Source organism: Bacillus sp. RIT 809 (genome assembly GCF_016892495.1).
Taxonomy (GTDB): Bacteria; Bacillota; Bacilli; order Bacillales; family Bacillaceae_G; genus Bacillus_A; species Bacillus_A cereus_U.
In genome coordinates this window covers 1-25,646 of record NZ_JAFEMR010000039.1, presented here as the reverse complement: position 1 = coordinate 25,646, position 25,646 = coordinate 1, and the positions used below count along the sequence as shown (strand labels likewise).

The following is a 25,646-nucleotide window of genomic DNA, read 5'->3' as shown; positions in this document are numbered from 1 at the left end:
CCGATAAAGCAATCGGTCTTTTTTCTTATATTAATAAAAATTAGAAATAAATAGCATTGTATTTTATACCACTATGCAAATATTATAAGATAGATATACATCGATTATAGATTGAAAATAGGTTTGTTATCAGTTTTTTTAGAAATCTTACAAGCGTGTAAGATAAATGAAAGATGAATCAATATGTGCTATAAGACAATTCATTTACACTTTATAGTGAGCAGTGGAAATGAAGGGAGAATATAAATGGAAATTTTACATGCAAAAAGTATTAGTAAAGTATATAAGGGGAAAATACCTTTTAAAGCATTGGTAGATATTGATTTATCAATTCAAGAAGGTGAATTTGTAGGAATTATGGGCCCGTCAGGTAGTGGGAAAACAACGTTATTGAATATGGTATCTACTATTGATTCTCCATCATCGGGAGAAATTTTAATTAATGGCACAAATCCTTTCCAATTATCATCAGAAGATTTAGCGTTATTCCGCAGGAAACAATTAGGATTTGTTTTTCAATCATTTAATCTTCTTAGCACACTTACAGTAAAGGAAAATATCGTATTACCGATGACATTAGATGGTGTTTCTGTACAAGAAATGAACAAACGAGTGGAAGAAATTGCAGAGAAATTAAATATTACAGATATATTGAGTAAAAGAACTTTTGAAATTTCAGGGGGACAAGCTCAAAGAACAGCAATCGCTCGTGCAATCGTTCATAAGCCGCAATTATTACTTGCAGATGAACCAACAGGGAACTTGGATTCTAAATCTTCAAATGATGTAATGGAGATGCTAGATGCTCTTAATAAGGAAGAAAAAGCAACGATGATGTTAGTTACACATGATCCGTATGCAGCGAGTTTTTGCAGCAGAGTTATATTTATTAAAGATGGTCAACTATATAACGAAATTTATTGTGGTGAAAGCAGGCAAGCATTTTATCAAAAGATTATGGATGTCCTTTCTTTGTTAGGGGGGAAAAGACATGACTTTTCGTCAGTTCGCATTTAATAATATTTTTCGTAATAAGCGTACGTATGCTGCCCATTTTTTAAGTAGTGCATTTTCTATTATGATTTTCTTTACGTATGCTCTTTTATTATTTCATCCTGATTTACAAGGAGAATTAAAATCGACAAGTGCAACAATAAGTGCATTCGGTACATTGGGATTTACAGTTTCGCAAGGATTGATTTTTGTATTTTCATTTTTCTTTATTTTATATTCAGTTAGTTCGTTTTTAAAAACGCGTAAGAAAGAATTTGGCATATTAATGATGCAAGGTATGTCAATGAGACAGCTTAAGAAATTATTATTAATTGAAAATATGTTGATTGGATTTGGCTCAATTTGTATAGGAATTCTTATTGGACTCATATTTTCTAAACTAGTTTTATTGATAAGTGCAAGTGTATTAATGATTAGTAATGGTTTACCTTTTTATATACCAGTGCAGGCGGTATTATTAACAGTCATCACATTTCTTTTATTATTTTTAATTGTTTCGCTTGTTACTTTTAAAATGATAAAAGTAACGGAACTTGTGGAACTTATTCAAGCAGAGGAAAAGCCAAAGCCTGAACCGAAGGCTTCTATTCTATTATCGCTACTTTCTTTAATTAGTATAGGCTATGGATATATTTCAGTATTTCGCTTTATCCCAAGTACTAATTTTATTACGCTCGGAATGGGTGTACTTCTAGTCATTATAGGAACGTACTTTTTATATACACAGTGTAGCGTGTATATATTGTATCTTGCTAAAAGGAGTGAATCATTCTTTTTAAAGCGAACAAATATATTAACATTTTCAGAATTAATTTACCGTATGAAAGATAACGCAACGATGTTTTTCATTGTATCTATTATTTCAGCAGTTGCATTTACAGCAATCGGTACAACAGCTGCTCTTGGTAATAGGAATTTAGTATGGATGACAAACCCATATACATTTCTGTATGAAAGCTCTGAAAACAACAAATTGGTAGATAAACATCTCTCTATTATAAAAAAACATCTTGCGGATGCAAATATTCCGTACCGAATGGCTTCATCTTCAAATAAATTTACAGAAAGTAACGTAAATGTATTGAAATTAAGTGAATATAACGAACTTACGAGAGCACTCGGGTACCAACAAGAAACGATTGAAAAAGAAGATGAAATTTTACTAATCCCTGGGAGGGTGTCACAAAAACAAGAATTTAAAAATGGTGACTATAAAAAAAATATTGAAGTCATTCAAGGAGATTGGACAAAGACATTTCGTGTGAAAAAAACTGTGGAAAATTTAGTTTTACCACATGATCCTAGTAGTATTTATATTGCTGTTCAAGATCATGTGTATGATGAAATTCCTCATACGAGTAATCCAAAAGATGAAAATATTCAACATCGTACTTACGGATTTGTTGTAGATGATTGGATAAAAACGAAAGAGATTTCAAATCAATTAAAGAATGTATTCGATAAAGATCTTAGGGACAGCGATTTCTACTTTGAAGCTTTAACATTAAACTTGTTGGAGGCAAAGCAAAAGAATGGTTTATTACTTATGGCAAGTGTTTTAGTCGGAATCGTTTTCTTTACATTTGCTGCTAGTTTTATTTATTTCCGATTATATACTGATTTGGACCGTGATCAACAACAATATAAAATGATTTCGAAAATGGGATTAAGTAAACGAGAGTTAAAAAAAGTTGTAACGAGACAGTTAGTATTAATGTTCTTCTTACCGATTATCATTGCAGTGATTCATACTGTAGTTGCGTATACGGCACTGCAACAATTAGTCGATTTTTCTATTTTAAATAGCTCGATCGTTATTTTAATTTCATTTATATGTATACAAGTTTTATATTTCTTTATAACTCGTTGGCGTTACCTACAAAAGCTTTATAAAGTTATGGAGCAATAGAGTATATTAGCTTGTAAGACTACACAAAAGTATGTGGAAAAATGAATTGTATGATGAAAGGAAACGCGATGAAAAGAACTTTAACTATTTTTATGTTAACGATACTACTTTTAATAAGTTTTAGTGCATGCTCTAAAAAGGAAAATCCATTTCCTGCAAACGGTTTATTAATCATTGGAGATGAAAATAAAATTTCACCAATTATTAATCGTTATCAAGAAATTACGAAAGAAAATGAAGTGTTTTCTGTGAAAAAAGGTAAAGTTGGAAATGGACAGGTATTAATTTTAAATGAATCTACAGCACAAGCATTGATTAAAGAAAAAGTTTTTCGTAAACGAGATAATGGCTCCAATTATATTATAGATACGTTACCGAAATTCCCAAAAGAAGGCTCACTATTGTTTACACATGAAGACGAAAAGAATATGAAAAGTATTGAATTAGAAGGAAAAGAGATTCCAGTTTCATACGATAGTGACGCTTGGATAGGTAACACTCGTAAATATCCAACGCAATGGTATGTGATTGTAGCACAAAATAGTGTGTATAAAGAAATAAAGGCAAATGAAACGAAAATGCACCTTCTTCATCTGAAAAAATCTTTAGGAGATGAAAAACCTAAAATGTCGACAGATAATACATTGGTTAATGAAAATGTCAAAGTAACAAGGCTAATTAAAGGTTTGGAAGGAGAAGTATCTTTTCAGTTTGTAACGATTGGAGAAAAATCTTAAAAAAGAGTTCGAGGTTGATAAAAACTTTATCAGTCTTGAACTCTTTTTAGTTTATAGACCAATCAAATATTATGCTTTACATTACTTCATTTAATCGAGTCTCACTCGTTTCTTCAATCGTATTTGAATTTTGAACTGAATTATTTTGAGCTTCTTTTTCTTTACGGATTTTTTGTAGCATTTCAAGTATGATCCATAAAGGAGCACCTTTATCTTTCAACATCTTCCATAAATCTAATTCGCTAAATTTATGCTCAAGTCGTTTCATTTCTTTTTCAGATGAACGAATATCAAATTTGATTGGATCATTTGATTTCTTATGTTCAAATTTAGTAGAAGAGATAGTACTACGCTCAAGATTAGATGGAGTTATTTTAGAAGGTTGAGATAAAGTACGAATGTTTAATCCGATTTGCATGCTTTTTCCTCCTTTCAAGCAATGAAATTAGTTTTCTTATGATTTTTAATCCATTTAGCATGAGGAAACTATGTTCAATTATAAATTCTAATAATAAGATTTATAAGTTATATTATAAAAAGTAAATGCTTACTTGAATTAATATTTATCAACATTTGTGCATGTTTTCTATATATACAACGTATATAAAATACTTTACATTATGTTTAAGTTAAAAACGAATTGTGTAAATCTTTTTCACAAAAAAATGTAAACGTTTTATTAGGGGGAGAAAGTATGGGGAAGTTATTTTTAAAAATATGTTTTTTTACATTAGTGACTGTTTGTTCATTCGCGGTGAAAACAACATACGCTGAAGAGAGACAACAAAATAATTATCCTATCATTTTAGTGAATGGATTTGCTGGATGGGGTAGGGAAGAAATGTTAGAGGTAAAATATTGGGGTGGTGTTCATGATATACAGGAAGATTTAAAAAGAAATGGTTATACAGTACATACGGCTGCTGTTGGCCCTGTTTCTAGTAATTGGGACCGTGCATGTGAATTATACGCGCAAATTAACGGTGGAACAGTAGATTATGGTGCGGCACATGCTGAGAAACATAGACATAATCGTTTTGGTAGAACATATAGTGGTTTTGCACCGAATTGGAGTGAAACAAATAAAGTTCATTTAGTTGGGCATAGTATGGGAGGACAAACGACGAGAACATTAGTACAGCTATTAAAAGAAGGAAGTTATGAAGAAAAAAATTATGTGGAAAATCATCCGAATACAAAGATATCACCACTATTTGAAGGTGGTAAATCGTATGTTCATAGTGTTACAACTTTAGCAACTCCTCACAACGGGACAACACTTGCGGATGGTAGTCTATTGCTTCCGTTTGTGAAAGATTTACTCATTACTGCTGCAAGTTTAGGAGGAAACAATAATTTATCATTATATGATTTTAAATTGGATCAATGGGGTATGAAAAAGAATGGTGGAGAGTCCTTTTTCCAATATACTGATCGTATTTTAAATAGTTCAATTTGGAAAAATACAAAAGATATAAGTCAATGGGATTTAAGTACTGATGGTGCAAAAGAGTTAAATAATTGGGTAAAGACGCAATCGGATGTATATTACTTATCGTATAGTGGACATGCATCGCAAGCAGCACCTATAACAGGTTTACAATTACCTCATATTACGATGAACAAAGTGTTAATGGGTAATGCATTTTTCTTAGGTTCCTATGCAAGATATGAAGAAAATCGCCCATTAATTGATACATCTTGGTGGCAAAATGACGGTGTAGTAAATACAAATTCTATGATTGCGCCTTCGTCTAATATTGCCGTAAATAATAATGAGTCTTTACAGGTTGGAAAATGGAATCATATTGAAACGAAAGTAAATTGGGATCATCTCGATATGGTAGGATTAAGTGTTTCAGACACGTTAGGTTTTTCTAATATTCAAGAATTTTATAGAACAATTGCAGAAAAGTTATCACGGCTACCGCAATAGTTAATAATAAAGCGCTCTCGATGGAATTCGGGGGCGCTTTATATTATATTGAAAGAGGGATTTGGTAGAAAAATATGGAGGGATATTATGAAAATTCACATTGTACTATCTGGATATGGAACAGTAGGAAGAGAGTTTATAAAATTATTAAATGAAAAATATTTATATATAAATGAAACATATGGAATAAATTTAGTGGTAAGTGGCGTATTAGGTAGAAATGTTGCAATACGTAATGAGGGAGGGTTATCTATTCATCATTTATTAATGTATGGTGGCGGTACTGCTGCGATTGAAAAATATATAGAACATCATCCGGAGGAACGTGGAACAAGTGAGATAAGTGGCACTGTATTGGTAGAATCAACTGTTACAAATCTAAAGGATGGAAATCCAGGAAAACAATATATAAAACAAGCGATTGAGAAACATATGGATATAGTCGCAATTTCTAAAGGTGCACTCGTTACAAACTGGAGAGAAATAAAGGAAGCAGCAAAAATGGCAAATGTACGTATTCGATATAGCGGTGCAACTGCGGCTGCGTTACCGACATTAGACATTGGACAACTAAGTTTAGCAGGTTGCCATATTGAAAAAATAGAAGGAATATTGAACGGGACAACAAATTATATTCTTACAAAGATGCATGAAGAAGATAAGACGTTTGAAGAAGCGTTGCAAGAAGCACAAAATAAAGGAATTGCGGAGACTAACCCGTTATTAGATATAAGCGGGATGGATAGCGCTTGTAAATTATTACTTTTGACGAATAGTTTAATGGGAACAGATTATTCACTCAAAGATATACAAATAAACGGAATAGAGCACGTTACAACGCAACAAATTCAAAATGCAAAGGAACAAAATAAATCTATTAAATTGATTGCATCAGCATATAAAGATGATAATGGGAAAGTAAATCTTAGTGTAAAACCTTGTAATTTAGAGAAAGAACATCCATTAGCAAATATAAATAGTACCGAAAAAGGAATTACATTCTTTACGGATTCAATGGGACAAGTGACAACGCTTGGAGGGGCCTCAAACCCACGTGGGGCAGCCGCAGCCGCTTTGAAAGATGTAATCAATCTATATCGAAAGGATTTATAGGCTTTATAACCGTACCGCTATTCATAAAAAATACATATGTGGTGGACCTTTTGAGAATGAAATAAATATGCAAAAATAATTGCAGGGGGTAAGGAATTGTTTAAGGATTTTAAAGTTGTAAAAGATCGTCCCGTTTATATTCAATTAAAGGATTATTTGAAAAAGATGATTATGAAAGGGCATTTGTTAGGGAACCAAAAAATCCCATCAACAAGGGAACTGAGTGAATTACTATCAGTGAGCAGGAATACAGTACTCTCTGCATATGCGGATTTAGAACAAGAAGGACTCATTTATGCAGTTAAAGGAAAAGGAAATTTCGTTGCGAAGGTGGATATATCTAACACCTCGTCTGTTGAAATAGATTGGAAAAATAAACTTAATGCTGTTACCACATTAGCGGATGAATTAGACTTAATGAAACATGGAGTTCGCTGGGAAAAAGGAATGATTGTTTTTAATAGTATAGCCCCGGACGAAAAGCTATTTGATGTTGAAAATTTCAAAAGAGCTTTTCTTACTCGTATGTCCATTGAAGGGGATATCGTATTGAACTACGGATATGCAAAAGGTTATCGACCGTTAATGAATTATCTACTTCATTACATGGAAATGAAAGGTGTAGATATTTCGAACAAAGATATTTTAATTACAAATGGATTTACAGAAGGATTAGATATTGTGTTATCTTCTTTATCGAAGAAATCAGGGCGTGTTATTTGTGAGAACCCAACTCACCATGCTGCATTGAAGCTTTTTCGTTTACATGGACTTGAAGTTCATGGAATTAATATGAATGATGATGGTATTGATACGAATGAAGTAGAAAAAAATTTGCGTGAAAAGGATTTTGATTTCGCGTATTTAACCCCTTCTTATCATAATCCAACCGGTATTGTTACGAGTTCGGAGAAAAGAACGGAATTGATGAGATTATTTTCAAAATATAAGATTCCTATTATAGAAGATGGTTTTAATGAAGAATTACGTTATTCAGGTTCACATTTGGCCCCATTATTAACTTTTGCAGGGGCTGGTAATAATGTGATTTATATTAGCAGCTTTTCAAAGGTACTTTTCCCCGGTTTACGTGTAGGTTGGATCATTGCAGATAAAGAACTGATACATTATTTAGAAAGTGTAAAAAGAGCAAGAACGATTCACACTTCTACTTTAGATCAAGCTGTTCTGTTTCAATATTTACATGAAGGATATTTTGAAAAATATTTAAAAAAAGCAAGGTCTGTTTATAAGAAAAAATATGAGTTAGCTGTTGGGGCATGTAATCAGTACATTCCGTTTAAAAGAATGACTGGAGATGGTGGACTTCATTTGTTTATAGAGTTGGAAGAAAAAATTCAAGCCCGCACACTTTTACAAAAGTGTTATGAAAAAGGAGTTACGTTTTCTCCTGGAGATGTTTTTTACTCTGATGGAGGAGGAGCGAACACATTCCGATTAGGATTTTCACGTTTGAAAGAAAAGGAAATTGTTAGCGGGATTCAAATAATTGGTGAAACATTAAAAAATGAAACTTGGAGTTGAGAAAATGAGAATTGGCGTTATTATGGGAGGAGTATCCTCTGAAAAACAAGTATCAATTATGACTGGGAATGAAATGATTGCACATTTAAATAAGAGTAAGTATGAAATAGTTCCAATTACGTTAAATGAAAAAATGGATTTAATTGAAAAAGCGAAAGACATTGATTTTGCATTGCTAGCATTACACGGAAAATATGGAGAAGATGGTACAGTTCAAGGGACGCTTGAGAGTTTAGGTATTCCTTATAGCGGTAGCAATATGTTATCTAGCGGTATATGTATGGATAAAAATATTTCGAAAAAGATTTTGCGTTATGAAGGAGTAGAAACACCAGATTGGATTGAACTCACAAAAATGGATGATCTAAAGCTTGAAGAATTAGATAAGATAGGATTTCCGTTAGTGGTAAAACCTAACTCTGGTGGCTCAAGTGTTGGAGTAAAGATCGTCAATGATAAAAATGAATTAATCTCAATGCTGGAAACTGTATTCGAATGGGATTCTGAAGTAGTAATTGAGAAGTATATAAAAGGTGACGAGATTACATGTTCAATTTTTGATGGTAAACAGTTACCTATTATTTCGATTCGACATGCAGCTGAGTTTTTTGATTACAATGCAAAATACGATGATGTTAGTACAATTGAAGAAGTTATTGAACTTCCAACTGAAATTAAGGAACGTGTAAATAAAGCGTCAATGGCTTGTTATAAAGCATTAAAATGTAGTGTTTATGCAAGGGTTGATATGATGGTGAAGGACGGAATTCCATATGTAATGGAGGTTAATACATTACCAGGGATGACACAATCAAGTTTACTGCCGAAAAGTGCAGAAGCAGCGGGAATTAGCTATAGTAAGCTATTAGATATGATCATTGAAACTTCATTAAAAGTAAGGAAAGAAGAAGATTTTTAAGATAATTGTACAATTAAAACTTTTGATAGTTCCACGAAATATGCTATGATAATTGCAATACAACAACTAAATATTTATCCACTAGAGGGGCCTTTTATAGGCTGAGATCAAATGTGATTTTGAGACTCTTAGTACCTGATCTGGTTAATGCCAGCGTAGGAAAGTGGGGAAGACATGATATTTAATGCATAAATTAATATTGTCTATTTCACTTTCTTTACGCCTGTAAAGAAAGTTTTTTTTATTTCATTAAATGTGGATAAATACTTATATTTTATAAATTATTGGAGGGATTTAAATGACTTTTTCACAATCATTACGTAAAGAAGTAGATTCAATTTGGGAAGCGAGTTTCAATCACCCTTTTGTAAAAAAGCTTGGCGAAGGAACGTTAGATTTAGCTAGTTTCCGTTATTATGTGCTTCAAGATTCATATTATTTAAGTCATTTTGCTAGAGTACAAACGTTAGGTGCTGCAAAGGCTCTTGAATTAGAAACGACGGCTCGTATGGCGTATCATGCACAAAATACGTATGAAGCTGAGTTATCTTTACATGAGAATTTCGCAAAGAAATTAGGGATTACAAAAGAAGAAAAAGATAATTTTATTCCTGCGCCAACTGCATATGCATATACATCTCATATGTATCGTGCAGCTTATGAAGGGCATTTAGGAGATATTATTGCAGCTATTTTACCTTGTTATTGGTTATATTATGAAATCGGTGAACGATTAAAAGAATGTCAACCAGAAGAGCCAATTTATCAAGAATGGATTTCTGCATATGGATCTGATTGGTTCCGTACCCTAGTAGAAGAGCAAATTACACGATTAGATACGATCGCTGAAAAAGTAACAGAGGCAGACCGTAATCGTATGAGACAACATTTTATTTTTAGTAGTCAATATGAATATTCATTTTGGGAAATGGCATATACATTAGAAAAATGGACGGTGAATGAAGAAGTTAAAGGTGTTATTTAATAAAGAGTATATAAAAGGTATCGCTATATAAAGAGGCGTTACCTTTTATTATGTTTAATTTATGTAAATATTTTGTAAATTACAGATATAAAATACAATAATGAATTATAATGTTTTTATAATATATAGAGTGAAATAAGGAGGTAGTTATATGGTAATAGTAACTTTTTATTAATTTAGTTTTTATACTGTATTATTCTTATAATTAAATTTATTTTCCCTAAACTATGCTTGGTTTAAATTTGATTCGTTTATGCTTAAAAAAATTGGTATCTTTTCTAGTATTATTTATGATCAATATATATTAAGAGAGGAAGTATTAATAATATGGAAAAATTACGGTTATTAACATTTAAAAATATAGTAGAACCCCTCTATAATGAGAAAGTATCGTATATTTACTTTCCTATTGAATGGCTTGAGATTGTAGAGATACATTATAGAACATTTTTATTAACGAGCAAATTAAAACTTGTAAATGAAAGATTGTATGATATGTTTTCTGATATATTGTTCATTCAGCATGATCCATATGTATTAAAGGAAGATACACCTTGGATTGTAGCAAAAGAACCAATGAGACAAGAACAGTTAGACTATATTTTCCAAAGCTGGTATGAGGTTATTCATGATTGGAAACCGAATAAATTAATAGATCCACCACATTTAGAATGGCAGTATGATTTAATTAGTAATTTACCAGTATTACATGATAAAAAAACGTTTTCTAAATGGGTACCAGCTTTAATTACTCATATTTTTTGCGAACAGCCTTTACGTATGGAAAATAAAAACGAGGAAGAAATATATTTTTCGCCACTGCGATCACAAGATGTTTTTGAAGCGATGTCTGAGCCAATTAAAGATGAAGAAACACAGGATTATTTCGCTTATGTATATCGGTTTGAATACGTAACTCGTGGAGGTGAGAATATTCCGCTATTAAAAGTATCCGTAGGGATTAGGCGGTTTTATCAACAATATAATCATAAAGATATTCCTATACTTTTAGGGCGGAAGCGGAGCCAAATACTGATTTCAACTCCTGAATTTGAATTAAATAAGAAAAAGCAAAGGTTTATAAAGTTAAAAGTGCAACAAGCTGAAAAAGGAATAAAATGGATTAAACGTTTTAGAAATTTAAAAGATGAGTATAGGATAGGTGGAGAAGTTAAATTAGAGGACATTCTCCAATGTCCGAAAGAGTACATTAGAGGAACTAATGTAAGAGTGCTTCTTCCATATAACGAAAATATATATAAAGTTCAAGGAACAAAAATAAAATTTGGTATAAAAGTAAGAGAAAAAGAGGAACTTTTTAATGAATTCCAACTAAGCTTCCCATATTTCACATTACTTCTAGAATGTGAAAAAGTATTAACTAATAATGAGAATGAGTTATTACCTTTATTTGCTCCAAAGGGATTGGACACAATTACGTTAGAAGTATGGTCAGATGACATACTAATAGAGATAGAACAAGCGTTATTAGATAGCAAAATAGTTTTAGCTCAAAATGAAGATTCATCCTATGTATTAAATGCAGATAATCCGGTGCTGTTAAAAATTGAAAGATACAACATTGAAAAATTATTACAAAATCCATATAGAATGCAATATAGCCATAAAAACAAAAAGAAACTTGTAGACGATGTCGTAAAAGCTGTACATGTTACGGCAGGTGAGCAAAATGAAATGAAATTAGCATTAATTGCAATGAAAAATTGTGATGGTCGCGAAAAAATTAATCCAAAGCAAATCATTCGGGAAGGATTCGCTCGAACGGAACGTATTTCAGCATTTATTAATTTATTTATTGGACAAAGTGTATCTAAAAAAGAAATTATTAATGCCATTCTTAGTTTGTTAGAACAAAAGGGATTCTTAAAGCGTAGTTGGAATAAGATAAAATTACCGGGGATAATTGTAAATTTATCAATTGAGAAAATGTCTAAATATGATTTCTTACCTATTTTTTCAAAAATAAATGGGAGAGAAATATTATATAAATTATATGGGCAAGAAGAATGGGGCACAATTGATCATACGTTATTAAATATAGGTAATAATAAAGTGTTTTTACCACAACCATCAAAAAGGAATGATATAGGAGTCAGTTTTAAACAATTTATGTCAGAAACATTAGTTGAAATTTCACAAGATGCACATAAACAAAATAAAGAAGTTTATTTTATTGTAGATGCAAATATGAGGAAATATTGGATAGAGGAATTGCAAAATGAAAGCGTTAATATCAAGGTTTCACCTGAAATAATCCCAAATTTTAAAGAGGATATAAACATAATTAGAATTAATACTAACTCAGATGTACCGAACTATATTGTTAGAGACCAAGAATATGTTATGGATGAAACGAGATTATTTGTAGATCAAATGGGAATTTACTATAGCACGGCTGCATACGAATTAAATTGCAATGAGATAGTACAGCAGCACATACTCGAAGTTATCCCGTTCGGTGTAAAATCTGAGGAAAGAGAAGAAATCGCCAAAATGATACATTACATGTGCTGTAAATCAACCTTGCTCTCGGAACAAAATATTCATAATACGCATGTAATGCATATGGTTAAATTAATTAAAAATTATACTACAGATATTGATTCAAGGGAGTTTAAAGAATTCAGTGACGAATTAGATGCAGATGTAATAATTTTAGAAAAAGAAGATGCATTGATATTAATATAAATAATAGTATACAAATCCTGCTAGTCATAATGAGCGGGATTTGTCATTTTTCATTGTAAATATAGATATGATTTGTCATGTATATTTTCGTTTTCATATTTACTTTATTTACTTTCAGGATTAAGATGTTTTTTAGAAATATCACAATTACATCACAAAGATTTTTCAATTAATATGAAATGTATATTTTGTGAAACTGAAAAAAGAATTTGAAAGGAATGGGGAATTGTGAAGAAATTAGATGTGCTATTAATGGTACTGAGCGGCCTCTTTCCAGTTGCGGGTATTATGAAGCAAATACCTCTAGAACAATCTTTATTTATTGGAGGACTTTTATTTTTTACTAGTTTCGGTAGTTACTTTGCGAAAAAGATATATTCACGTATATGTAGCTGGATAGCATATGCGCCATTTATAACATTACTGTTAGTCATTTGGAATCAGGATATTTCAACAAGTTCAATAATTGCGAACGCGAAAATCGCCGCGTGCATTGCGTTAATTCCGTGTTTATTCCGATTTCGTACATACGGTCTTACTTTGGGTTTATTCTCATTATGGGCCGCTTTACTATGGGATATAAAAGAAGTACAGTCGTTAGTCATACTTGAGCGTATGATGAGTTTAATGACAAGCAATTACGTATATCTTTTACTCTTGGTTGGAGGACTTATATTAGGTGGATTACTTGCGACGTTAATTCATCGAAAAGAGAAAGATAATAATAAAGAAAATACAAATCTATTTAAACAAAAAAAGAAACGTAAAAGGCTATCATTTAAGATCCGCTTTCCAAGATTACCGAAATTTAAGATGAAATTATTTAAGTTTGGTGGAAAAGGTTCTAAACGTAAAACGTCAGAAATAATGCATGAGCGTAATAACGAAGAACCAGTTGTAACATATGAAATGGCAGAGCAAATAGATCAATATAAAGAAAGTACTGTTCAAGGACAAACTAGGATGGAACGGCGAAAAAATAGGTATAATGCATAATAAATTTCACTAACCCCTTAATGATTTATCGTAAAATTGATAAATCATTAAGGGGTTTTTTATGTAATTAAATATAGGTTGCGTATGAAGGATTCATAGCATATTTTAAAGGTAAGGATTTAAATAAAATAATGGGAGGACAAAATGCCTATTATTACATATATTTCTGTTTGCATATTATTCTTAGTTAGTTTTTTACATGTTTATTGGGCTTTCGGAGGTAAGTGGGCGACAAATAGTGTCATTCCAACTAAAGCTGGAGAAAAGGCGTTTACACCAGGTACAGGAATGACATTGTTCATTGCGTTATTATTAAGTATGGCAGCAATGATTTTATTACAACAAGCAAATATTGTTCATTTCGCACTTCCCAATGTTTTTGTTCAAATGGTATCCTGGGTTTGTATGGTTGTTTTTTTCATAAGAGTAATTGGTGAGTTTCATTATTTTGGTATCTTTAAACGAAAAAAAGATACGCAGTTTGCCAGAATGGATACTGTTTTATATGTACCGCTTTGTGCATTTTTATCCTTATCCTTCTTATTAGCTATAATAACGTGAACATATAACCAGTATTATTTTAATACTTTATTACAAAGTAAAGAGAAGAGTTAATCCAGCAAATAAAGTCAAGTTATTTTTATTTATGATTTCACTTTCTATAGAGATATATACAATATTAATTATGAGGATGGATTGCCTCTAGTTGGTAAGTAGTTAAAGAAATTATTACAACTATGTAAGGTTAATTTAATGATAGTCGATAGTAAATTAAGATGTTTGAGTGTATTGTTAATAGGGTTTAAAAGTACTGATTATGTATAAGGGGAAATAATATTTAATTAGGAAGTGTAATTAAATGATTGAAATTAAATCTATTATCCATTCGTACAAACTAAAGAGAAGAATAGCTAGGGATTTATACGGCAACAGAGATGAATTGACGCTGTTATTAAATGAATTTAATAATATGAAATGTACAGCTGCATCTGAAAAAAAGAAAAATAGTATGCTATCTCCTTTACAATTAATTTATCAAAATATAAAATTAGATAAGCAGTACCCTCTACCATTTGCTTTAAATAACAAGTTATTGGAGCGGTTAGAAAATGAATCTCTTCAAACTATTGAGGGTTGTGTATCATGTCTACATTTAATGTTGGATATAAATTATGAAAAAATAAAACATTATGGATCGAGCACAAGTAGGTCATTTGTTCCATTATCGCAATCTTCAATTTTTCTTGCTGATTGTGTTTGTTTAACAGGAGTTGTATTGGGGTTACTAGGAACAGTGACATTTGGAGGATTAATGTTATCTGTATGTTCTCTTACATAAAGAAAAAAGGACACCCACAAGTGTTCTTTTTTTAGTTACTTAGGAGAGCTTTTGAGATAGGAGGGACATGGATTCAAATCTATAGTTACACATGTTTATTGTGTTGTGTAACTCAAAAAGGAAAGTATCAGCAACTGCTTATTTTGTATGAATATAAACATCGGCTATTTGGGATCTGTAATTGAATGCTTAGAAGGGAGCAAAAAATAGTGTGTGAAATATTAATAAAAAAGGACAAGCAGTCGTACCTACTGTCCTTTAAAGGAGAAAAGTCTTTTGGTTAAGAACTACGAATAAACAGAAAATCTGCTTGTAATTAGTTTTATCCCAAATATACATACCTATACAAAAAAGGGATAAGTACAAAATACTTATCTCAGGAAGGGAAATCCCAAACACCAAAATGGCTTGCATTGGTATACAGGTTCAAAAGTAGTATATGTAAAAAGAAAAATCTCATACAAAAAGCAGACAATCAAAAGTATTGTCTGCCAGAAAGTCGGATGAATTAGCCAACTGTGAAAAATTGCTTTCCCACTTCAAGAAGAGTAAAGGCAACAAATTTGAAAGAAATGAATTGGGATTTAGTTATTGCTTCTATGAATGATGCATTTTCTTCATTTTTTTTGTCCCCAAAATACAACTAATAATTGCGAGTAATGCATTTGAAGAAATGAAATTTACGGTCCAATAAATTCCTGTTCCAGCAATTATATCGATAATTATAAATCTTTTAATTGCCGAACTTTTTACTACATGAAAAACAAATTGATTGTTATCGTTACCCAATGTTATCACATCCCTTATCTAATATATGACAAGGCATGCTTGCTCTAGTCTTCATGATAATATACTAAAAAGAGTAATTAGCAGAAGCTTATAAAGTAGTTATAAATAAAAGATAACTATCGGAAGTTAAATTATTAACTTCAGTGAAAAAAATAACAATCATAATTTAGCCTGCGTTATTGATGGATATTATGTTTTACTTAAGGGCTTATGCGGAAAGTTTGATGAAAAATTCTTTCATTAAAAGTACGATTCCCAGCAGAAACAAGGCTTCAATTGAGAACCAAAACATACTTTTGTGAGGTTTTTTAAACTCCATAATAATTGATAAAAATAAAAAAATTGCAATAAGTATGATGATTAAGAGGCGGCTTATATTAAGCATTAATAACACTCCTAATATTTAATCAGGACTATTATATAATCTTTTCCAAAGATATATAATTCTAGAAACATTTTATTGAAATTTTAACAAAAAGGATGTAAGCGTATTCTTAGCGAATTATAGATAATTAAGAAAGGCGGTGACACTATGAAGTTTGTAAAAGTCAATATGAATGGTGGAAGTGAGCACAAATTCTCAATGAGTTTAGAACGATTTGAAGAACTTATTACTACAGAGAATGGATTATTAGAAAATAAATTAGTTTGTATTGAAAATGTAATGATTAACCCTACTAATATATCTTCTGTAGTTGAAAAAATTGGTGTACCTGCTAAATTTATGGAAGTTTAAAGATAATTAGATAAAAAACATCCATGGGGATGTTTTTTGTTTATAAATAAAGCAATTGTACAATGAAAGTATGAGCAGATTTTATTAGTAATAATGTAGGCTATTAAGAATGAATGGATATAGGAAGGTCTTTTCTAGCGTGTTAGTTACTCCAATGTGTATGTATCTATTTGGCATCTGGACATTGTACTTTTTAATGCACAATGTAATAAGTACAAGCATATATTATGTAATAGGACAAGATCTTCGTGTCCTACTAAATACTCAGAAAAAACCTCTAATCACATTAGGGCATCCAATAGCAGGGTGCTCTAATTTTTTATGAAAAATGTAGCTTCACAACGGTTTCGTTTCAATTATAGTTTTCTTTAACCTTTGATATTAAACTTATCTTTAACGTTAATAAATATTAAGATTAATATGATAGCAACAATTAAATTAGACAAATAGAAATTTTGGTGAAACAGTAGTTCAAAGATGACATCGAATGTATACAATAAAGCGACAGCAGGTAATATACAAATAAATATAAATCTCCAATTTTTTAAATAATGTTTATAATTAGTAAGTACTTTCGCCATTAATAGTGCTCCTGTAGTTTTTATTTTCTATATAATTATACATTTAAATAAAAAGATTTACAAAGTGTTTAAAAATTATTTAGCAACTAATGTGATTTTGGGAGATAGATAAGGAGGAAGCAAAAAATATTATAAATCTATAGATTGAGAGGAATATAGAGAAAGCTTTTGTTAAAAACTTAGATGGCTGCAGCAATCTGTGTAATAAACGATTTGATTTTAAAAAGACTTTTAAACATCTATACTAAAATGATACACTATAATCTACGTTATTTTAGAAATGAATAGAGGGATTTGCGTGATAGATAAAATCAAAAATGCTGTAGAGGATATGTACGAAGATGAAGCAAAACATTTACTGCAAAGCATTCTTATACAATTAGATTTATTAGAAGAAAACTATAGTGAAGATACGATTAAACACTTGATGAGTATACCTAAGCAACTGACGAATAATACATCTTATAAAAGAAATGTAAAAGAAAGTACACACATTCATATCGCTTTTGATGATTCAACAGCTGGGTGTTTAAAATATATGTTAAGTCAAGAAGAACTATTTGAGGAGTGTGTTGTTGCATTCTCTGAATTCTTTTCAATTGGACCGATAAACAAGTTACATAGGAATGAGGGACAACTAGCAAGACAGAAATGGTTAGTAAACAACTTAACCGCTTATGATAATTATTTTGAAGATGAGTATTTACCAAAGTTTTTGGAAACTATGGAAGAACTACACACTATTCCTATTGAAACGCCTATTACAATTTGGAAAGCCAATAACGCACATGAACATGTAGGTCTATGTTTTGTAATGGCACAATTAAAAGATAAGAAAAACATTCGAGTTATTAATACGTCTGAAGCGAGTAAAGAAATATTAAAACAAGAGTATGATATTCGTGGAACAGGGGAATTACCACCTGAAAGTTTAGCTCAATTCCAAAAAAGTTTTGCAAAATTTCCGTATGTAACGGAAGAGAAGCGAATGCAGTATGAAGATGAGTGTGATAGATTATTGAATAGTATGGAGTTTTTAAGAGTTTGGAAAGAAAATGAAGTGCATTCGGTACAAGAAGATTATTTTGATCAATTTATTATTGAATGTGCGAAAAGTGCAGGTGCTGATCGTGAGTTCCTAAAAGCTCCTAGAGTAATTGGTGAAGCACTTGGTCTTGTAGAGCAATTAGTTGGCGATACATTTTTAGAATATCGTTTAAAGCAATTAATTAAACAAGAGGTATTTGAATTTGAAGGTTCGTTAGATGAAATGCGTTTTTATAGTGTGAAGTTGAAATAGCAATTAAACAAAAAATCCCCTTCTATTAAAGAATTAGAAGGGGATTTTTTTTGGAATAAAAGAGAAGTTTTTCCTTTATGTAAGTTTCATATATTATATAGAGTTTACTAATAATTAGGAGGAATAGCTCATTGAACAATCAGTTTTGTTCATGTCAATCAGATGATGCTCCAAAGTTACTACCTCCATCGAACCCTCCCAGTTTACCTTCTACATTTGCTACTCCTGTATCAACAGCCCAAATGAGATCATGGATGTGCAATTGTCTAGGAAGATGGGGATATTTAAGGTTATATGTACCTGGTACGTTTGGGAGAGATCTATGGTTTTTTCCAACAGAAGTTCGGCGGTGTGATGTATCAGGATATACTTGGCAAGATGGTCATCGTTTTAAGGTAACTTACCATTATAAACAAATTAGTAATTATATGTGCTTTGCTTAGTACAAATAGGAGAGATTTATTATGGATCTCTTCTATTTATAGTTTGCAACATTTTTTTATAAATTTAGGCTATACATAAGCTTCCGATAGGTGTTATATCACATATGAATGTTAAAGGTAATGAATGAAAAGAAGGTGATTTGTTAATATGTATAACCAACAAAATTATCCATATGATCAAACGATGTATTATAATCCACAACAATACGGATATGAACATGATATCGAAGTTAGAGAGGTTGAATTAGAAGATTATAGACCAGATGATGCGGAAGATGCTCCAACGTCACCACCACCGTCACAAGCTCCGTCTTTACCATCCACATTTGCTTCTCCTGCACAAGCGGGCAATATGAAATCATGGATGTGTAACTGTTTAGGGAGATGGGGATATTTACGTTTACATCGCCCTGGTCCATTCGGAAGAGACTTATGGTTTTTTCCGACAGAAGTAAGAAGAAGTGGGGTATCCGGCTACACTTGGCAAGCTGGTCGCCGCCGCAAAGTAAGTTATCGATATCAACAAATTAGTAATTTTATGTGCTTCGCATAATAGGAAGTGAGAGAGTAGAATAATTTTACTCTCTCACTTTTTTATTTTTCAATATACGAAGTAAGATTTTAATTAAAAATTTACAATTTTCTAGTTTTTATTGAAGTATAATTCAAATGTTGGGTTGATTTACACAAATAATTGAGAGTGAGGGAATGCAATGTCAATAAAAAATAAGGTTGGCCGAAAAATAGAGGATGGCATTAATTTAGCTTCTGCTCAGTTTAAAGAAGACGCTTATGAGATTTATAAAGAATCGCGAAAAGTGCAACCTATTTTATTTGTTAATAAAGTCGAGATTGGTACAGAATGGCTCATTACAAGATATGAAGATGCCTTGCCGCTTTTAAAAGATAATCGCTTAAAAAAAGATCCAAATAATGTGTTTTCTAAAGATACAATGAACATGTTTCTTTCTGTTGACAATAGTGATCATTTAACAACACACATGTTAAATTCGGACCCACCTAACCACAGTCGTTTACGCTCTTTAGTTCAAAAAGCTTTTACACCGAAGATGATTTCACAATTAGACGGAAGAATTCAGAGAGTAGCGGATGATTTAATAAATGAGATAGAGCGAAAAGGTACATTAAATCTTGTGGATGATTATTCATTCCCATTACCGATTATTGTAATAAGTGAGATGCTTGGAATTCCAAAAGAAGATCAAGAAAAGTTTAGAATTTGGTCGCATGCCGTCATTGCCTCCCCAGTAACACCCGAAGAAATAAAAGAAACTGGAAAGCAACTATCTGAATTTATTACATATCTTCAATATTTAGTTGATGTAAAGCGACAAGATCCTAAAGAGGATTTGGTCAGTGCTTTAATACTTGCGGAAAGTGAGGGACATAAACTTAGTGCCCCGGAACTATATTCAATGATTATGTTACTTATCGTAGCGGGACACGAGACAACTGTGAATTTAATTACAAATACGGTATTAGCACTTCTCAAAAATCCTGATCAATTACAGTTATTAAAAGAAAATCCAAAACTAATTGATTCAGCTATTGAGGAAGGGTTGCGATATTATTCTCCAGTTGAGATTACAACTGCAAGATGGGCGGCTGAACCTTTTCAAATTCACGATCAAACAATACAAAAAGGAGACATGGTTATTATTTCATTAGCTTCAGCAAACCGTGATGAAACAGTATTTGAAAAACCAGAAGTATTCGATATTACACGAGAGAATAATCGTCACATTGCCTTTGGTCATGGAAGTCATTTCTGTTTAGGGGCTCCACTTGCTAGGTTAGAAGCAAAGATAGCTATTTCTACTTTGTTAAAGCGTTTGCCTTCGTTACAAATAAAAGGTAATCGTGAAGAAATTAACTGGCAAGGAAATTACTTAATGCGTTCTTTAGAGGAATTACCATTGTCTTTTTAGAATAGTTATATTGAGACATGCATACACGACAAATGATTAACATAGAGTATGTATGTGTTATTTAAATTCGAAACGGAAGGGTGAAAACATCCCAATGATCAACTAATTCTATTTGTAAGAGATCTTCGTTAAAAAACGAAATATTCTTTTGAATAGGATTAGTATGTACATTTATAGAAAAGGGATGTGTTTCGCACTGCGAATATATAGTCTTTTCATATGATTTGTGCTGCCTCCTGTTCAGAACATGAAATAGGAGGCTTTTTTATGTCGACGACTGCAGAAACGAAACAAAATCATGGGGTATCACAAGTATTAAAAAATCGATTTGTGCAAGGAATTCTTGCTTCAGCATTATTTTTACAAGTTGGAATTTGGGTTCGTAACTTTGCGATATTACTTTATGTTATGGAAATGACGAAAGGTGATGCTTTTGCAATTTCGATGATTTCAGTTGCCGAATTTGCACCGATTTTTATTTTTTCCTTTATTGGAGGAACTTTTGCTGATAGGTGGAAGCCGAAGAGGACAATGATATGGTGCGAAACGTTAAGTTCATTATCTGTGTTCGTAGTATTAATTACTCTTATGTTTGGTACGTGGAAAATCGTGTTTTTTGTGACGCTCATCTCTGCAATCCTTTCGCAGTTTTCTCAACCATCTGGAATGAAGTTGTTTAAACAGCATTTATCAACGGAACAAATTCAATTAGCAATGTCTATATATCAAACGATATTTGCAATATTTATGGTGTTAGGACCGATTCTTGGAACATTTATCTTTCACAGTTTTGGAATCTACATTTCAATAATAATTACTGGTATCGCATTTTTACTTGCTGCAGCTGTATTGTTATTTCTTCCGAAAGATCTTGAAAACGAAGCAGAGAAAAAAGAAATAACTCTATTGCAGGAAATGATTGATGGTATTCAATATGTAAAAAAGAAAAAAGCATTAACTTTGCTCGGTCTATGTTTTATGGCAGCTGGACTCGGTATAGGGCTTATCCAGCCGCTCGGAATATTTATTGTGACAGAACAACTAGGATTATCAAAAGAAAGTTTACAGTGGTTATTAACAGTAAATGGTGCAGGAATGATTGTTGGCGGAGCTTTAGCAATGATATTCGCGAAAAACGTGGCCCCGCAAAAGATGTTAATTGTAGGTATGCTCGGTCAGGCAATCGGAATTGGTATTATAGGCTATTCCACAAATTTATGGGTTACACTTACTGCACAACTTTTTAGCGGATTAGCTTTACCGTGCATTCAAATTGGGATTAATACGCTTATTATTCAAAATAGTGATACGGATTTTATTGGGCGCGTGAATGGTATTCTAAGTCCATTATTTACTGGTTCTATGGTAGTAACGATGAGTATAGCGGGTTCATTAAAGGAGATGTTCTCATTAAGCACGATGTATGAGGGAACGGCTCTACTATTTATAATTGGATTATTGTTTATTTTACCTATATACAATTTAAAGCCAGTAATAGTAGTAGAAAGTGAAATGAATGGTAAAGGAAGTGCTGTGCAACATGAATCCTAATCCCAATGTTAAATACCCAATTGAAGGAAATCAAAACGTTCATTTTATAAAAAATACAATAACGAAATCTAATATACTCGTTGGTGACTATTCTTATTATGATGCGAAACATGGAGAAACATTAGAAGAGCGAGTATTATATCATTATGAATTCATCGGAGATCGTCTCGTTATTGGAAAGTTTTGTTGTATTGCATCTGGAGTTACCTTTATTATGAACGGAGCGAATCATCGAATGGATGGATTTTCGGCGTATCCTTTTAATATTTTTGGGAATGGCTGGGAGAAATTCACGCCAGATTTGTCTGATTTACCGTATAAAGGAGATACAGTTATAGGAAATGACGTTTGGATTGGCATGGATACAACTATTATGCCCGGAATAAAAATAGGAGATGGTGCAATAATTGCAGCTAAATCTGTTGTGACCAGAGACGTCGCACCATATACAATTGTTGGTGGAAACCCTGCAAATAAAATAAAAGAGAGATTTTCAAATGCAATAATAGAAGAATTATTGCAAATTCAATGGTGGCATTTTGACGTTGAGAAGATAACCGAAAATATCGATGCTATTGTACGAGGGGATATAGAATCATTAAGAAAGCTAAAAAGGTAATAGAAAATGCATGACAAAGAGTATCATACCTCCGAATTTTGTTAATGATAATAGAACAAGGAGGTGTGATACTATGGCACAAGACGTTTTATGTGAAGTAAACAACTGTAAATTTTGGGCTAACGGTAACAAATGTAGTGCAGATGCAATTTATGTAGTAAGTAATAAAGGGAAACAAGCTTCTACTACGGAAGAAACAGATTGTAAAACTTTCGATCCAGAAATATAAGTTTTTGAAGGGTAGCCAAATCGTGGTTGCCCTTTTATTAATTATAGTATTGATAATAAATCTCATTTTCATTCATTGTTTTTAACTTTTTTTGTTATTTTTTTATATTTTCTTCATAAGTGATGTAATCTAATGTAATTCATGTTCAATACGTGACTTAGTAAATTCAACAACTTCTGTAATAAAAGGTGAGACAACGTCAAGGGATTGGATCGCTGTAAGTTGTTCTTGAAGCACGTTTTGGCGCGTAGTTAAAATTTCTATTCTAGCCTCGTAATCAAGTTTGTCGGAAAGCGCGATACGTACAAGGTCCGCACTTTTGTTTGGGGGTACCACTTGTACGTTTAGAAGCTGAGATTGCATTAAGTACCTTTATAAATGCTTTCGAAAAAATAGAATTATCTCCATCTTATAATTTAGAAACATGTATATTGGAAAATGAGCAAACCTTAAAATACTTACCTATGCGCTTAAAAACTCAATAAAACGTTCAACAAGGTACATTGTATTGTACCTTGTTTTTTTATTTCTCAATTGTAAAATTTTAGTGTATTTTATAGTATGGAGGTGTGTGAAAAAAGAGTAAAGGAGGATGCTTATGTTAACGTGCAATGGGAGTAAAACGTTTCAAATATTTATTAAATCTGTAACTGATTTAACAGATGGTGATTTATTGGAAGAACAAATCGTGTGTGAAATTGAAACATTACTAGAAGAACTTTTAGAAAAGAAAACATGGCTTCCGTTAGATAAACAGAAGGCGAATTCGGCTCAATATGCACGACACTTACTGTATGAAGATCCGTTAAAACGTTTTGAAGTATTAGCTCTCGTATGGAAAGATGGACAATCTACACCATTACATGATCATGATGGCACATGGGGAGTAGAAGGTGTTTTTTCAGGAAGGATAATGGTGCAGAACTTTGTTCAAACAAAGCAACTTGGAAATTCACTTTCTTATTTAACACATACAGGAAATCTTTATTTGGGAGAAGGCGAAACAGATAAAGTAATTCCACCAGCTGATTGTCATATTCTAGAAATATCCGAAAATGAAAGCGTAATTACTATTCATATATACGGAAAACGTTTAGAAAAATTTAAAGTATATATACCAACAGAAGAAAAAAACGTATACATGTGTGAGACAAAATATATTAGTTATAATTCGTAGCTTAAAATCCAAAGCTTTTCTTTAAAAAGAACAGCTTTGGATTTTATTTTTAATTATTTCTTGACCTGAAACGCTTTTCATAAATTATAAATAAGGAGTGCTTCACGAGATTCGTATGAAAACGATACCTTTTATTTAATAAAAACTTGTGTATTTATAGAAAGTGGTGAAGAAATAATGAAATTAATCGCAATTGATCTAGATGGAACTCTTCTTTCAGGGAATAAAATGATTAGTAAAGAGAATGCAGAAGCAATTCGGAAATGTCAAGAAGCTGGCCATGTTGTAGCAATTTGTACTGGACGCTCTATTGTGGATATTGAACGACTATTGTTAGAAGTTGATTTGGAGTGTCCGATTATCGCGGAAAATGGTGCGCTTATATATAAAGATAAAAAAATGATGAAGAGATATCCAATTCAAAATATGCAGGCACTTGAGATTGTAGAATATCTTGAAGAGAATGGCTTGTATTATCAGCTTTATACTAATAAAGGTGTGTATGTACCGGATTATGGAGTAGAGAGTGTACGTAATGAAATCGAGTATGTGAGGAATGCAAAAGAAAATTTCGATTTGAAAGAGTTAGAAACGATTGCTGCATTATACCTTGAGCATACAGCATTTCATAGTACAGAAAGTTGTAAACCAATTGTAGAAATGGATATACATGTGCATAAACTTTTACCGTTTTCTTATGACATAGAGAAATTAAAAAAATTAAAAGAAACGTTTCTGCATAATACAGATTTAGCTATTACATCTTCCTATTGGCATAATTTAGAGATTAATCATCGAGATGCTCAAAAAGGAAATGGATTATATACTTTAGCAGAACATCTTAATATTCCAGTTGAAAACACTGTAGCAATAGGTGATGGCTTAAACGATGTTTCTATGATGGAGAAGGCAAATATATCAATTGCAATGGGAAATGCAGTTGAAGAAATAAAAGCGATGTGTCAATATGAAACGTTAACAAATGAAGAACATGGTGTCGCACATGCTTTATATAAATATGTAATGTAATAAAAAAAGAAAAAAGAATCCAAATAGATTCTTTTTTCTTT

24 protein-coding genes, 3 pseudogenes and 1 riboswitch are annotated in these 25,646 nt (G+C 31.8%); of the genes and pseudogenes, 23 read left to right on the top strand and 4 right to left on the bottom strand.

Annotated features, from left to right (window positions below):
• Positions 1–246 precede the first annotated feature (246 nt).
• Genes JTF23_RS26020 through JTF23_RS26010 form a run of 3 tightly spaced genes read left to right on the top strand, consistent with a single transcriptional unit; the run spans position 247 to position 3,660 of the window.
• Positions 247–1,017: an ABC transporter ATP-binding protein gene (locus tag JTF23_RS26020; protein ID WP_016105025.1), complete on the top strand. Its 771-nt coding sequence runs from the start codon at positions 247–249 to the stop codon at positions 1,015–1,017.
• Positions 992–2,923 (top strand): ABC transporter permease, encoded by a 1,932-nt coding sequence (locus JTF23_RS26015; RefSeq protein ID WP_016105024.1) that lies wholly within the window; start codon positions 992–994, stop codon positions 2,921–2,923. The genes JTF23_RS26020 and JTF23_RS26015 overlap by 26 nt, the downstream gene beginning before the upstream one ends.
• 53 nt (positions 2,924–2,976) lie before the next feature.
• Positions 2,977–3,660: a lipoprotein BA_5634 family protein gene (locus JTF23_RS26010; protein ID WP_204210118.1), complete on the top strand. Its 684-nt coding sequence runs from the start codon at positions 2,977–2,979 to the stop codon at positions 3,658–3,660.
• A 76-nt stretch (positions 3,661–3,736) separates the two neighbouring features.
• On the opposite strand, the gene JTF23_RS26005 is transcribed toward JTF23_RS26010, so the two are convergent.
• Positions 3,737–4,078: a DUF3914 domain-containing protein gene (locus tag JTF23_RS26005; protein ID WP_016105022.1), complete on the bottom strand. Its 342-nt coding sequence runs from the start codon at positions 4,076–4,078 to the stop codon at positions 3,737–3,739.
• 276 nt (positions 4,079–4,354) lie between these two features.
• Here JTF23_RS26005 and JTF23_RS26000 point away from each other — a divergent pair, with 276 nt between their 5' ends.
• The 9 genes from JTF23_RS26000 (at position 4,355) to JTF23_RS25960 (ending at position 15,202) form a co-directional block, all read left to right on the top strand.
• Positions 4,355–5,596: an esterase/lipase family protein gene (locus tag JTF23_RS26000; RefSeq protein WP_204210117.1), complete on the top strand. Its 1,242-nt coding sequence runs from the start codon at positions 4,355–4,357 to the stop codon at positions 5,594–5,596.
• Positions 5,597–5,683: 87 nt separating this feature from the next.
• Positions 5,684–6,709 carry a homoserine dehydrogenase gene (locus JTF23_RS25995; RefSeq protein WP_204210116.1) on the top strand — a complete coding sequence of 342 codons (1,026 nt, stop codon included), beginning with the start codon at positions 5,684–5,686 and terminating at the stop codon, positions 6,707–6,709.
• A gap of 96 nt (positions 6,710–6,805) precedes the next feature.
• The gene (pdxR, locus tag JTF23_RS25990; RefSeq protein WP_204210115.1) at positions 6,806–8,254 is read left to right on the top strand and encodes a MocR-like pyridoxine biosynthesis transcription factor PdxR; all 1,449 of its coding nucleotides are present in this window, start codon (positions 6,806–6,808) and stop codon (positions 8,252–8,254) included.
• A gap of 4 nt (positions 8,255–8,258) precedes the next feature.
• Positions 8,259–9,173, top strand: a complete 915-nt coding sequence (locus JTF23_RS25985; RefSeq protein WP_204210114.1) for a D-alanine--D-alanine ligase — start codon at positions 8,259–8,261, stop codon at positions 9,171–9,173.
• A gap of 73 nt (positions 9,174–9,246) precedes the next feature.
• Positions 9,247–9,352: riboswitch (TPP riboswitch) on the top strand.
• 119 nt (positions 9,353–9,471) lie between these two features.
• A complete protein-coding gene (gene tenA / locus JTF23_RS25980) occupies positions 9,472–10,158 on the top strand; it encodes a thiaminase II (protein ID WP_204210113.1) in 687 nt (228 codons plus the stop codon).
• 327 nt (positions 10,159–10,485) lie between these two features.
• Positions 10,486–12,867 carry a pPIWI_RE module domain-containing protein gene (locus JTF23_RS25975; RefSeq protein WP_204210112.1) on the top strand — a complete coding sequence of 794 codons (2,382 nt, stop codon included), beginning with the start codon at positions 10,486–10,488 and terminating at the stop codon, positions 12,865–12,867.
• A 228-nt stretch (positions 12,868–13,095) separates the two neighbouring features.
• The gene (locus JTF23_RS25970; protein ID WP_204210111.1) at positions 13,096–13,863 is read left to right on the top strand and encodes a DUF3959 family protein; all 768 of its coding nucleotides are present in this window, start codon (positions 13,096–13,098) and stop codon (positions 13,861–13,863) included.
• A gap of 144 nt (positions 13,864–14,007) precedes the next feature.
• Complete coding sequence (locus tag JTF23_RS25965) at positions 14,008–14,424, top strand: DUF3995 domain-containing protein (protein WP_204210110.1); 417 nt, start codon at positions 14,008–14,010, stop codon at positions 14,422–14,424.
• Between the two features lie 298 nt (positions 14,425–14,722).
• Positions 14,723–15,202, top strand: a complete 480-nt coding sequence (locus tag JTF23_RS25960; protein ID WP_204210109.1) for a homoserine dehydrogenase — start codon at positions 14,723–14,725, stop codon at positions 15,200–15,202.
• A 597-nt stretch (positions 15,203–15,799) separates the two neighbouring features.
• On the opposite strand, the gene JTF23_RS25955 is transcribed toward JTF23_RS25960, so the two are convergent.
• Positions 15,800–15,991 (bottom strand): hypothetical protein, encoded by a 192-nt coding sequence (locus tag JTF23_RS25955; RefSeq protein WP_033710969.1) that lies wholly within the window; start codon positions 15,989–15,991, stop codon positions 15,800–15,802.
• 532 nt (positions 15,992–16,523) lie between these two features.
• Between JTF23_RS25955 and JTF23_RS25950 the strand changes: the two genes are divergently transcribed.
• Complete coding sequence (locus JTF23_RS25950; RefSeq protein ID WP_002161579.1) at positions 16,524–16,727, top strand: hypothetical protein; 204 nt, start codon at positions 16,524–16,526, stop codon at positions 16,725–16,727.
• A gap of 368 nt (positions 16,728–17,095) precedes the next feature.
• On the opposite strand, the gene JTF23_RS25945 is transcribed toward JTF23_RS25950, so the two are convergent.
• Positions 17,096–17,308: a hypothetical protein gene (locus JTF23_RS25945; protein ID WP_002161580.1), complete on the bottom strand. Its 213-nt coding sequence runs from the start codon at positions 17,306–17,308 to the stop codon at positions 17,096–17,098.
• A gap of 298 nt (positions 17,309–17,606) precedes the next feature.
• Between JTF23_RS25945 and JTF23_RS25940 the strand changes: the two genes are divergently transcribed.
• The 7 genes and pseudogenes from JTF23_RS25940 to JTF23_RS25910 all read left to right on the top strand — a co-directional run bounded on the left by JTF23_RS25940 (position 17,607) and on the right by JTF23_RS25910 (position 23,399).
• Positions 17,607–18,608 carry a DUF1835 domain-containing protein gene (locus JTF23_RS25940; protein ID WP_204210108.1) on the top strand — a complete coding sequence of 334 codons (1,002 nt, stop codon included), beginning with the start codon at positions 17,607–17,609 and terminating at the stop codon, positions 18,606–18,608.
• 158 nt (positions 18,609–18,766) lie between these two features.
• A pseudogene (locus JTF23_RS25935) lies at positions 18,767–19,051 on the top strand (hypothetical protein); the annotation flags it as partial.
• Positions 19,052–19,199: 148 nt separating this feature from the next.
• Positions 19,200–19,604, top strand: a complete 405-nt coding sequence (locus tag JTF23_RS25930; RefSeq protein WP_204210106.1) for a hypothetical protein — start codon at positions 19,200–19,202, stop codon at positions 19,602–19,604.
• A 160-nt stretch (positions 19,605–19,764) separates the two neighbouring features.
• On the top strand, positions 19,765–21,000 hold the full coding sequence (locus JTF23_RS25925; protein ID WP_204210105.1) for a cytochrome P450 family protein: 1,236 nt from the start codon (positions 19,765–19,767) through the stop codon (positions 20,998–21,000).
• 267 nt (positions 21,001–21,267) lie between these two features.
• Positions 21,268–22,551, top strand: coding sequence for an MFS transporter (locus JTF23_RS25920; protein WP_204210104.1), 1,284 nt, complete (start codon positions 21,268–21,270; stop codon positions 22,549–22,551).
• Positions 22,541–23,170 carry a Vat family streptogramin A O-acetyltransferase gene (locus JTF23_RS25915; protein WP_204210103.1) on the top strand — a complete coding sequence of 210 codons (630 nt, stop codon included), beginning with the start codon at positions 22,541–22,543 and terminating at the stop codon, positions 23,168–23,170. Before JTF23_RS25920 ends, JTF23_RS25915 begins: the two co-directional genes overlap by 11 nt.
• Positions 23,171–23,243: 73 nt before the next feature.
• Positions 23,244–23,399: a DUF1540 domain-containing protein gene (locus tag JTF23_RS25910; RefSeq protein WP_000046093.1), complete on the top strand. Its 156-nt coding sequence runs from the start codon at positions 23,244–23,246 to the stop codon at positions 23,397–23,399.
• A gap of 129 nt (positions 23,400–23,528) precedes the next feature.
• On the opposite strand, the pseudogene JTF23_RS25905 reads toward JTF23_RS25910, so the two are convergent.
• Positions 23,529–23,723 (bottom strand): annotated as a pseudogene (locus JTF23_RS25905) (PadR family transcriptional regulator); the annotation flags it as partial.
• Between JTF23_RS25905 and JTF23_RS25900 the strand changes: the two are divergent.
• The 3 genes and pseudogenes from JTF23_RS25900 to JTF23_RS25890 all read left to right on the top strand — a co-directional run.
• Positions 23,705–23,884, top strand: a pseudogene (locus tag JTF23_RS25900) (cytochrome P450); the annotation flags it as partial. The pseudogenes JTF23_RS25905 and JTF23_RS25900 overlap by 19 nt on opposite strands.
• Before the next feature lie 113 nt (positions 23,885–23,997).
• Entirely contained in the window at positions 23,998–24,576 is a 579-nt protein-coding gene (locus JTF23_RS25895; RefSeq protein WP_204210101.1) for a cysteine dioxygenase family protein, read from the top strand.
• Between the two features lie 177 nt (positions 24,577–24,753).
• Positions 24,754–25,605, top strand: a complete 852-nt coding sequence (locus tag JTF23_RS25890) for a Cof-type HAD-IIB family hydrolase (RefSeq protein WP_002085231.1) — start codon at positions 24,754–24,756, stop codon at positions 25,603–25,605.
• Positions 25,606–25,646: the final 41 nt, after the last annotated feature.